The organism is Chitinophaga sp. (genome assembly GCF_036569185.1).
GTDB lineage: Bacteria > Bacteroidota > Bacteroidia > Chitinophagales > Chitinophagaceae > Chitinophaga.
Map to the genome: position 1 here is coordinate 1 of NZ_DATCRD010000303.1, position 11198 is coordinate 11198.

Consider the following 11198-nt stretch of genomic DNA (forward strand, 5'->3'; position numbering starts at 1 on the left):
TCAGCGCGTTAAAAATAAAATGCGGGTTCATCTGCGCCTTGATCGTTTTCAGCTCCAGCTCCTTCACCGTAGCTTCCAGCTTCAGCTGATCTACCTGCGACCTGCGGTTCCTCTCGATATAATGCCAGATAAAATAAAGAAACCACCAGATGGTAGTGATCAGGAAAGAACCCACAATCCCCACCTGGATAGGCGTATCCGATAAGTGCAACAGGTATATCCCAAAAAAGTAATAACCGATATATGATACCAGCCCCGACCCCGTCATCAACCCGATAAACAATAAGATCTGGTTCTCAAAATTATAGTTCACCCATGCAAACCTGTGGATGAGGTTGCGGAACAGGTGGGTGGCCATAAATCCGAATAAAACAAAAATTACCAGGTTCAGATAATAAGCCGCATCCGGTGACGTTTTTCTGTAAACAGAAAAGGCGAAGAAAACATTGATCAGAAAATACGCCGACCACCCCAATATCTGGCACCACCAATATTTGTTTATTTGTTTAAACATTCAATCAAATTAGTAAACTTCACCTATATTCCAAAAATACCCTACAGCGCCCCCTGCAGAAACCTAAATGTTATAAATGGTGAATCAGAAAAGGTAAATGGCAGATGGCTGTATCTGAATGGTGAGATATCATGGAACTGTCCTATTTTCCTGTCATAGTTACATTATTTACCGCTTATTTTTATGTATTTTTGTTACTTCATATAAACCCTGAGCCCAATTATGAATATTAAGGCAGGTCAACTGTTGAGCCAGATAGAATATCCCGCTGATTTGCGAAAGCTGAGTAAAGAACAGCTTCACCAGGTATGTGAGGAGCTGCGTCAGTACATTATTGATGTGGTAAGTGTGCATGGTGGCCATTTTGCGGCCAGTCTGGGCGTAGTGGAGCTGACAGTCGCTTTGCATTATGTATTTAATACCCCCTACGATCAGCTGGTATGGGACGTAGGGCATCAGGCATATGGACATAAGATCCTTACCGGCCGCCGGGAATCATTTCCAACCAACCGGAAATACAAGGGCCTCAGCGGGTTTCCCAAAAGGGACGAAAGCCGCTACGACACCTTTGGGGTAGGCCACTCATCTACCTCCATTTCGGCAGCCCTCGGTATGGCAATGGCTTCCCACTATAAGGGAGAATTCGACCGCCAGCATATTGCAGTGATCGGCGATGGCGCCATGACCGCAGGTATGGCATTTGAGGCCCTCAATCATGCAGGTGTGGCAAACGCCAATGTACTGATCATCCTGAACGATAACTGCATGTCCATAGATCCTAATGTGGGCGCGCTGAAAGAATACCTCACAGATATCACCACTTCCCCCACCTACAACAAAGTGAGGGATGATGTGTGGAACCTGCTGGGCAAATTACCTGTAGGAAAGAAGTTTACCCGCGATATGGCCTCCAAACTGGAAGCCAGCCTCAAAGGCGTGGTGTCAAAATCCAGCAACCTCTTCGAAGCACTGAAGATGCGCTACTTTGGCCCCATTGATGGCCATAACATCACCAAACTGGCCGATACCCTCCAGGATCTGAAAGATATTCCCGGTCCCAAACTGCTGCACATCGTTACCACCAAAGGTAAAGGCTATGCCCTCGCAGAAAAAGACCAGACCACCTGGCATGCACCAGGCCTCTTTGATAAAATTACCGGTGAAATATTTAAAAAACCGGTTACCAGCCCACAACCTCCTAAATACCAGGACGTTTTTGGCCATACTATCATTGAGCTCGCAGAACAAAACGATAAAATTATCGGTATCACCCCAGCTATGCCTTCCGGCTCCTCCCTCAAATTTATGATGGAGAAAATGCCGCAAAGAGCATTTGATGTGGGTATCTGCGAACAACATGCGGTTACCCTCTCGGCCGGAATGGCCACACAGGGCATGCGCGTTTTCTGTACTATCTACTCCTCCTTCTTCCAGCGCGCCTTTGATCAGGCCGTACACGATGTAGCCATCCAGAAGCTACCCGTGATATTCTGCCTCGACAGGGCCGGACTTGTAGGAGAAGACGGGCCCACCCATCATGGCGCCTACGATATTGCCTATATGCGCAGTATCCCCAATGTGATCATCAGCGCTCCCATGAATGAGGAAGAGCTCCGCAACCTGATGTACAGCGCCCAATTACCGGAAAATGATCAGCCTTACGTAATCCGTTACCCACGCGGACAAGGCGTAATGCCGGAATGGCGTATGCCGTTTAAAGCTATCAAACCAGGCACCGGCCGCAAGATCCGCGACGGAAAAGATATTGCTATACTTTCCCTGGGGCACACCGGCAACTTCGTAGTGGAAGCATGTAAAGAGCTTATTGGAGATGGCCTGCAGCCCGCTCACTACGATATGCGCTTCGTAAAACCACTGGATGAAGCCATGTTACATGATATTTTCCAGTCGTTCGACAAAGTGATTACCGTTGAAGATGGCGCCATTGCAGGAGGCTTCGGCAGCGCCGTTATCGAATTCATGGTATCCAATAACTATAAGGCATCTGTCAGAAGATTAGGCATTCCCGATAAAATTGTAGAACATGGTAAACCGGAAGAATTATACCGCGAATGTGGCTATGATGCAGCTGGTATTGCAAGCGCCACCAGGGATATGCTGAAAGAAAAAATTACTGTCACCATTTAATAAAAGAATTTAGTTATTTAGCTATTCAGCTATTTGATTTCCCTGAAATTGAATGGTTGAATAGCTAAACTTTTTTATACCATGTACTTTCAGCTCAGGATAACGGAGATCATACGCGAAACACCCGGTACTTATACTTATAAGCTGGAAAATACATCTCCGGAACCACTGGTATATCTCGCGGGCCAATTCCTCACTTTTCTCATCACCCTCAATAACAAAGAATACAGGCGCTCCTATTCTTTCAGCTCTACTCCGGGCGTGGATCCCTATCTTTCTGTAACAATCCGCGAAAAAGAAAACGGGGAAATATCCCGTCATCTTATTCACAGCTGGAAAGTAAACGATATCGTTACCGCGCTGGAACCATCGGGCAGGTTCACCTACGAAAAGTCAGACAATACGGAGAAGGATATTTTCCTGATGGCCGCAGGAAGCGGTATTACCCCGGTATTTTCACTGCTGAAACATATACTGACAACAGAAGAGAATGTCCATGTTAAATTGATTTACAGCAACACCACACCGGAAAGAACTATCTTCCGTGAAGCGCTTCAAAACTGGCAAAGCCGCTATCCGCAGCAATTAGAATGCATATGGCTTTTCAGCAACGATCCCGATAGCCTTCACACTTACAGAAGGCTCAACAATATTTTACTGGAGCAACTGGTAAATGCACATCTACGCTACCGCCGGAAAAATGCGCAGTTCTTCCTTTGCGGGCCACCCGATTATATGCGTACCATCCTGCTCACACTTACATTTATGGGCTTTAACGAAGCTCAGCTGCATAAAGAGAATTTCGTGGTAAATACAGACGCCAGGATTGCTAAAACACCTTTGCCACAGGATCATGATCCGAAACAGGTAATCATCCGTTACCGGAATGCAGAATATAAGCTCGCTGTTCCGGGTAACGAAACAATCCTGAGCTATGCACTTGCCCACGAAGTATTACTTCCCTACAGTTGTAAAGGCGGCGTATGCGGCTCTTGTACAGCGCAATGTGTAAGCGGCAAAGTATGGATGCCGGTCAACGAAGTGCTCACCGACAAAGAGCTTGCGGAGGGCCTGGTGCTTACCTGTGTGGGATATCCTGCAAGTGATGAAGTAATACTTGAATTATGAAATCACATAATATAAAAATTAGTATCAATCATAATGATCTGATATTATTTTTCAGTTGCTGGAATTTTGGCTAAATTATGAGGAAAATCAGGTGATGCGGAATGCCCCAATAAAAATTACGTGCCTGTCGTTGCTGCTTGTAGTCATTATAATAAACGGCTACCTGTTGTTTAAAGGCGCGTTCCACCCTTCACCACTATTGTTGTCATTCAACATAGTAATACTTTGCAGCGTATTTGCCCTGTTGTTCATGACTACTTTCTTATATGATAAACGCTCCCTTCAGTTTGAACGTCTCTTCAATGAATACCCCATCCCAATGTGGATCTATGAAAAAGCTACGATGCGCTTTTTATCTGTTAACAATGCAGCCACAGAAAAATATGGTTACAGCAAAAAAGAATTCCTGAAACTAACGCTAAAGGATATACGTAATGAAGAAGATATACCGCTATTCCTCGAAAACGCTGCAGAATATTGCAGTGGCGATGAATACAGGGGTATCTGGAAGCACCGTAAAAAAGACGGCGCAAATTTTTTTGTGGAGATCTACTCTCTTGCTGCTACTTATTATGGTAAAAACGCCCGCTTTATTATGGCGAAAGATGTGGATGCACAGATACAGGCAGTGAAAGAGGCCCGTGAGCTTGGTATGCGCTATGAGCTTCAGGCACAGCTTACCCACGACAGGCTCGTAAAACAAGCCTCCCAGCTGGAAGAACAAAATAAAGCGCTAAAGGAAATTGCCTGGATCAACTCACATGAAATACGCCGCCCGGTGGTATCTATACTTAGTATTGCCGGCCTGTTCGATAAAAGCAACCAGGATCTTCATCTCAACACTCAACTCATGGAATGGTTGCATGAATCCACCCGTCAGCTGGATGAAATCATTCATAAAATTGAGCACAAGGTAAAAACTCTCCAGTAGTTATACCTCGCAGGGTATAAATTGGTTGAACTCTTCCTTTAATGATAAATACAATTTGCGGAAAATTTCCATACGGTGCTGTATGGTCTGGAAGTCATCAATGGGCCGGTCGTCATGTATCACTGTTACCGGTGTGTTGGCTACTCTTTTAGCACATTGCTTAATGTCGTGATGCATTTCATCTGCCACTTCACGTTCACGCAATAAACGGTTTTCAAAATGTTCAACCTGTGTCATCACATCCCTGGAAGCTTTGCTGAGCGCGATCTGTTCCAGTCGCTCCCGCATCATTTTCACTTCATTTCTGACTTCATTTACTTCTTCTTTCCAGGAATTTAACTGCTGGTGCAGTTCTTCGGTGGGAGTTGTAATTTCCATGGTGTATTGATTTATCAATTTAAATGATGATTAAAAAACTATTCATCATACCAAACGTTGTTGTCAATAGCCATTTTTTTTATCCGAAAAGACCTGTTCTAAGGTACAATCTTTTTCAATTCTCCCTCCACCTTTTTACAGATAAATTCTGAATTCAGGAAAAAAATCCATCGCTTCCAGTATTCCACCGGCGCCGGGCCGCTGTGCCTGCAATACATGCGGCATCCCTGCGGTACGGGCCATTAATTCGGGTTCCGAATCACCTACAACCACACCCTTGAACCCGGTTTCGTACATAGAGTAATCGTTCATGGAATCACCGGCTACCAGTACCTTCTGATGCGGCAAAGCCAGCACCTCCAACAACTGCTTCAGCGTAAATCCCTTGTTCACACCGGCAGGCAATATGTCGAGGTATTTACCGGCAGATAAAACCATGTCACATTGCAATGATGCCGCTATTTCACGTGCACTGTCTATATCTGTACTGTTATCGTAATAGTACGAACAACGGTATTGCTGATGCGCTTCCTGGTGCAGTAATCCTCTCACTGCTTTCAGGGTTTCCCTTACCTGTTCTCCCGGCCACCTGGCTGCAATACCCGATTGCACCGGCTCTACCGCAGTTAATGTAGGTAAATGGGTTACGGTAGCGCCTACATCACAGATAATATATTCAGGCCGTGGCAAAACATTATCTTCCAGCAGCGACAACACACTGCGTATTCCCCTGCCGGTTACAAATACCAGCTGTATCTCTTTTTGCCGTTGTAATAAACTGTATAATTTCTCTTTATCTTCCGATGTACCTCCTAAGAATGTACCGTCCAGATCTGTTGCTAGTAACATAATTCGCGGGTGACTTTAATAATGATGCCGGTAAAAATATAAAAGAAGACCAGCCGTAACGACTGATCTTCTTTCAGATATAACGGGTTAGTATATAACGGTATGATTAGTTCAGCATTGGTACATCTATCAGCAAAAACTCTGCCGGTTTGATCACTTCAATGTTTGCCTTATCATACTCAGACAACCCGATCGCATCACGTGTGCTCAATGTTTCACCGTCTACTTTCAATTCACCGCTGAGCAAAAATAAATAAGTGCCGATGTTGGATGCCTTTGCAGTAATGTCCAGTTTTTTACCGGCTTCATATTTACCCAGTGTAAACCAGGCATCCTGGTTCAACCAGAGGCCACCTGCGTTTTGATCCGGTGAAATCACCACCTGTAAAGCGTTTTCACGGGCCGCCGGATCAAATGTTTGCTGATCGTAACGCGGTGTTACATTCCTTTCTTTAGGTATTATCCAGATCTGCAGGAAATTTACCTCTTCTGTTTTAGAGGCATTAAATTCAGAGTGAACCACACCTGTGCCGGCACTCATAATTTGTACATCATTCTTACGGATCACTTCTTTATTACCAGTGTTATCGCTATGCGCCAGCTCTCCATTCAATACAATGGATACAATTTCCATATTGTCGTGGGGATGCGCGCCAAAGCCCATTCCGCCTTTCACCGCATCATCGTTCAACACACGCAATGCGCCAAAATGAATCCTGTTGGGATCATAATAATTAGCAAAACTGAAAGTATGATGGCTCTTCAACCAGCCGTGATTCGCATATCCCCTGGTATCTGCACGATGAATAACTTTTTTCATAACTAAATCTCCTTTGTTTTTAACACTACAAATATCGCTATAAACAAAGGCGCCGGGAATGGATCATATGTTGAAAAACGTGGACAAAAAAATACGGATCTTTCAATGCAGCTGCTGTTTCAAAAAACAGTAGGCATATGAAAAATCCGTAACGCAGTAACGATTCCAGGCGCTTATTTACACCAGTTTCGCATCTGTGGTAATGGTTGCATTCAGCACTTTGCTCACCGGGCAGTTAGCTTCTGCATCCGCTACAAATTCAGCAAACTTGGCGGCATCCAGGCCTTCTACGCTGGCAGTTACTTCCAGGTGGCTGGTAGTAATAGTTCCATTATCCAGGGTGATGGTGCATTTGGTATCAATGTTACCAGGTGTAAAACCAGCGCCAGTGATCACAAAGCTCAGTTTCATGGTAAAGCAGCCGGCATGTGCTGCAGCAATCAGTTCTTCAGGGTTAGTACCAATGCCATCTTCAAAACGGCTGCTGAAAGAGTACTGGGTCTTGTTTAACACAGTTGACTGGGAAGTTAAAGTGCCTTTACCTTCTTTACCGGTACCTTGCCAATTGGCAGATGCAAATCTTTTCATGTTTAATTTTTATTTTTTCCTGTTAGAAAAATCAGTGCGGAGGCCCAAATTACAAATTAATCGGCAATAAAAAACGCCGGAGCTAACCTGGCTGTCAAAGCACATAAAAAAAGCCGCACAGTTTCCTGTGCGGCTATACATGGTTCCTGGCAATTGATTCTTATTCTATTGCTGTTAATTCCTAATACCTTATTCTATCCGGCGCTGTCAAAGCCATCCGTTTTATTGTTGTTTTACCATCTGCACGCTGGCCAGCAGCTTCACTTCATCGCTCAGCAGTAAACCGCCGGTTTCAGTAGTAGCGTGGAAAGTAAGACCAAAATCCTTACGGTTAATTTTACCGCTCAGTTCAAATCCTGCTTTAGTCTGGCCATATGGATCCACCACTTCGCCGCCAAATTCAACATTCAGCTCTACGGGGCGGGTATTATCGCGGATGGTTAAATCACCTACCAGTTTAAAAGTATCTGCATCTATTTTCTTCACCTCTTTAGACACGAAGGTGAGCTTGGGATATTTCTCTGCTTCAAAGAAATCAGCAGCCTGCAGGTGGGCATCACGCTGCGCATTCTGGGTGGAAATACTGTTGATGTCTGCTTCAAAAGTGATGTTGGCAGTACTGAAATCGTTATCAACGGTTTGCATGGTACCATCAAATTTTGCAAACTGACCGGTTACGGTCGTAATCATCAGGTGTTTGATTTTAAACTGCACATCACTGTGCGAAGGATCAATTTTCCAGGTTGTCATATAACTTTGTTTTTTTAGTATTATTAAATGTTTAATTAGCTTAATACGCCCATTTTACCGGCATTATAATCATCTATTGCTGTCCTGATCTCATCTTCTGTATTCATTACAAATGGGCCATATGCAAAAATGGGCTCATCGATCGGCTCTCCACTCAACACCAGCATAGCGGTGTCTTTCAGCGCAGTGATGGTCACTTCGGTGCCTTCCTTTTCAAACAGGGCAGTTTCCACACCCTTCAGCGGCTGGCCATTTACATCCGCTTCTCCCTGGAATACTACTGCCGCAGTGTTAAAGCCTTCCGGTATGTTCATCGTAATTTTATCATCTTTCTTCAGATGGATATCATACACATTCACCGGGGAGAAAGTACTGGCAGCGCCTTTTACACCATCATACTCACCGGCAATTACTCTCACATATCCTTCTTCACTTACTTTTATCACAGGTATTTCTGCTTTGGTAAGATTCTGATAGGAGGGAGGATTATTTTTAAATGCTTTGGGAAGATTTACCCATAACTGGGCAAACTCTGCTTTTCCGCCTTGTTTGCTGAATGCGTCACTGTATTTTTCTTCATGTAAAATGCCGCCGGCAGCAGTCATCCATTGCACATCGCCGGGGAACAATGAACCGTGGCTACCGGTAGAATCGCGGTGCTCCAGTTCGCCCTGGTACACAATGGTAACGGTTTCAAAACCTTTATGCGGATGCTCGCCAACACCTTTAGGTCGTACACTCGGTGGAATATAATTGGGAGCTGCATAGTCCATCATGATAAAAGGACTGATCCTGTTACCTTCAGAACGGGTACCGCCCGGGAGCGTGCTTTGCACCCTGAATCCATCGCCTACCATATGTGGTGCGGCTGCAATTACGATCTGGCTTACATGTTTTTGTGTTTTCATTTTATTGCCTCCTTAAGACAACACAAAAGTACATGTTGTAACACCCTTTAAGAATGGATAAAACTCTCCCGCTGATGGACTTTTTTCAAAAAATGCGGAAAATTTAAACCGAAGGGCTTACTGAAGTGCGCGACGCCTCTTTGAATTCAGAAGGGCTCTGGTTGGTATATTTCTTAAAAAAGCGGCTGAAATAATGCGGATCATCAAAGCCCAGTTTGTAGGCAATTTCTTTCGCCGTAAGGTCTGTATTATACAGGTATCGCTGTGCTTCAAGGATCACACGGTTGCGGATATGCTCGCCGGCGGTGATACCGGATAACTGCTTGCTGATCTCATTCAGCAGCACGGGTTTGATATGTAAAAGTCCTGCGTAATCAGACACGGTTTTTAACGCCTGGTATTTTTCTTCTATCAGGTTTTTGAATTTCAGGAAGATAGAGCTGTTATGGGCAGCATGTTGTTCCGGGCTGATGGCTACATTCTCTCCTTTTATGCGGGAAGCCAGCACCAGGAAATAACGCAGCAGGCCATGCAGGGCCATTTCATATTCCGGCTCACGCAGGGTAAGCTCTTTCAGCATCAGGCGCACAATCGCATCAATATCTTTCTCCTGTTCATCATCAATATGAATGACGCTGCTGAACTGGCTGTTGAAAAACAACCCGGAATTAATGCCGGATACCTGTGTCTGATCTTTTAAACACATAAAGGCATCCCGGAAGGCTATCATATAACCGTCTATTTTATCGGTGGCCTGCAGGTTATGCACCTGGCCGGGCGCTACAAAAAAAAGTGTATTCTTTTTTACTTCGTGTGTAACCGCATCAATGGTATGCAGCAGCTTACCCTTCTTGATCCAGTAAATGGTGTAGAAGTCGTGCCGGTGAGGCACGCCTATCTGGTCAAAAAAACTGTCGCCTAATTCACACAGGCCAGATACCACAAACCCCGGGTCTACCTGCGAGTATTCCGGTAAGGATACAATTCCGATATTTTCACGTTTCTCAGCCATCTATTAAAGTTCCTGCGGGTTCCTCCTCCCTGTCGGAAGGATCAATGTATTCAATGATAAAATTATTCCTGCCTTCTCCCACCATAATACCCATATGCTTCATCTGTACCAGTTCCAGCATACTGAGGAACAGGAAAATGGCATGCACCCGGTCTTTACAGTGATCGAATATTTTTTCAAAAGATAAAGTACGCTCTGCCCGCGCCAGCTCCTCCATATACATCCTGGAGCCTTCCATCGTATAATCGTATTTATATACAACGTGCTGGGGCTTATTATCGCGCTCTTTCATCCGCTGTATCACCTTTTCAAAGGTTTTTGCCAGCTTGAAGAGGGTGAGGGTCTGAACTTCGGTACCTTCGCTGGTTGCTTCCCCGATCTCCGCCAGTTCTTTTGCAATATTTCCCCGCTTTACGGCCAGCATACGGTCGGCCTCCATTTCGGCCATTTCTGCAGCAGCCAGCTTATAGCGCTTATATTCCAGGATCTTGTCTATCAGCTCCATCCGGGGATCTATCTCATTTCCCTGCTCATCCAGTTCTTTGCGGGGCAGCAGCATTTTTGCCTTAATACGCATGAGAGTGGATACAAAGAGAATGAACTCGCTGGCCAGTTCAATATTCAACGATTCAATATGGTGAATATAATCCAGGAAATCCTGCGTGAGCGTGTTGATAGGGATATTGTAGATATCCAGTTCATCACGTTCAATGAAGAACAGCAACAGGTCGAAAGGACCCTCAAATTGCGGTAATTTGATCTTATAGACAGGTGCTTGCTCGCTCACGGGATGCGTTTAAAGTTTTTTAAAAAAGATATCGCACAATTGCACAGGACCATTTTCCTGTGCCGCTGCGCGATATCAAAAATAACAAAATTCCTCCGAATCAGAACTTGGCCGCAAAGCCGATCCCTATCACCTGTTTTATCTGCAAACGGGGCCCCATCACACCAGTTTCTTTATTCTCAAATACTTTTACATCATCATCATATATCATATCTACAGTAAGCAGGGCAGAGATCCACTTATTTACCTTCAGTTCCAATGCATTGGTGAAAAACACATCAATATTTCCCGGGTTATGCCGGTAGTCTGAAAATAAATCCAGCCGGCCCTTATAGGTCATATTTTTGGCGAAGGTCTTTATATAATTGGCAGACAGGTAGGCGCC

General features: G+C 44.7%; 11 protein-coding genes and 2 pseudogenes. 3 read left to right on the forward strand and 10 right to left on the reverse strand.

Translation table 11 applies throughout. The features are described from left to right. A pseudogene (locus VIM72_RS23640) lies at positions 1 to 514 on the reverse strand (hypothetical protein); the annotation flags it as partial. 222 nt (positions 515 to 736) lie between these two features. Here VIM72_RS23640 and dxs point away from each other — a divergent pair. From dxs to VIM72_RS23655, 3 genes are all read left to right on the forward strand, one after another. Continuing rightward, on the forward strand, positions 737 to 2662 hold the full coding sequence (dxs, locus tag VIM72_RS23645) for a 1-deoxy-D-xylulose-5-phosphate synthase (protein ID WP_332005289.1): 1926 nt from the start codon (positions 737 to 739) through the stop codon (positions 2660 to 2662). An 81-nt stretch (positions 2663 to 2743) separates the two neighbouring features. Beyond that, entirely contained in the window at positions 2744 to 3790 is a 1047-nt protein-coding gene (locus VIM72_RS23650) for an iron-sulfur cluster-binding domain-containing protein (protein WP_332005290.1), read from the forward strand. A gap of 94 nt (positions 3791 to 3884) precedes the next feature. Continuing rightward, entirely contained in the window at positions 3885 to 4721 is an 837-nt protein-coding gene (locus VIM72_RS23655) for a PAS domain S-box protein (RefSeq protein ID WP_332005291.1), read from the forward strand. On the opposite strand, the gene VIM72_RS23660 is transcribed toward VIM72_RS23655, so the two are convergent. From VIM72_RS23660 to VIM72_RS23700, 9 genes and pseudogenes are all read right to left on the reverse strand, one after another. Further along, complete coding sequence (locus VIM72_RS23660; RefSeq protein ID WP_332005292.1) at positions 4722 to 5099, reverse strand: hypothetical protein; 378 nt, start codon at positions 5097 to 5099, stop codon at positions 4722 to 4724. It lies immediately after the preceding gene. Positions 5100 to 5234: 135 nt separating this feature from the next. Beyond that, positions 5235 to 5948, reverse strand: coding sequence for an HAD-IIB family hydrolase (locus VIM72_RS23665; RefSeq protein ID WP_332005293.1), 714 nt, complete (start codon positions 5946 to 5948; stop codon positions 5235 to 5237). A gap of 106 nt (positions 5949 to 6054) precedes the next feature. Further along, positions 6055 to 6768, reverse strand: coding sequence for a pirin family protein (locus VIM72_RS23670; protein ID WP_332005294.1), 714 nt, complete (start codon positions 6766 to 6768; stop codon positions 6055 to 6057). Positions 6769 to 6945: 177 nt separating this feature from the next. After that, positions 6946 to 7356: an OsmC family protein gene (locus VIM72_RS23675; RefSeq protein ID WP_332005295.1), complete on the reverse strand. Its 411-nt coding sequence runs from the start codon at positions 7354 to 7356 to the stop codon at positions 6946 to 6948. 222 nt (positions 7357 to 7578) lie between these two features. Then, positions 7579 to 8106, reverse strand: coding sequence for a YceI family protein (locus VIM72_RS23680; RefSeq protein WP_332005296.1), 528 nt, complete (start codon positions 8104 to 8106; stop codon positions 7579 to 7581). A gap of 35 nt (positions 8107 to 8141) precedes the next feature. After that, positions 8142 to 9014, reverse strand: a complete 873-nt coding sequence (locus tag VIM72_RS23685) for a pirin family protein (protein ID WP_332005297.1) — start codon at positions 9012 to 9014, stop codon at positions 8142 to 8144. A 103-nt stretch (positions 9015 to 9117) separates the two neighbouring features. Then, a complete protein-coding gene (locus VIM72_RS23690) occupies positions 9118 to 10026 on the reverse strand; it encodes a helix-turn-helix domain-containing protein (RefSeq protein WP_332005298.1) in 909 nt (302 codons plus the stop codon). After that, positions 10019 to 10813 (reverse strand): segregation and condensation protein A, encoded by a 795-nt coding sequence (locus tag VIM72_RS23695; protein ID WP_332005299.1) that lies wholly within the window; start codon positions 10811 to 10813, stop codon positions 10019 to 10021. The genes VIM72_RS23690 and VIM72_RS23695 overlap by 8 nt, the downstream gene beginning before the upstream one ends. 100 nt (positions 10814 to 10913) lie before the next feature. Further along, a pseudogene (locus VIM72_RS23700) lies at positions 10914 to 11198 on the reverse strand (DUF3078 domain-containing protein); the annotation flags it as partial.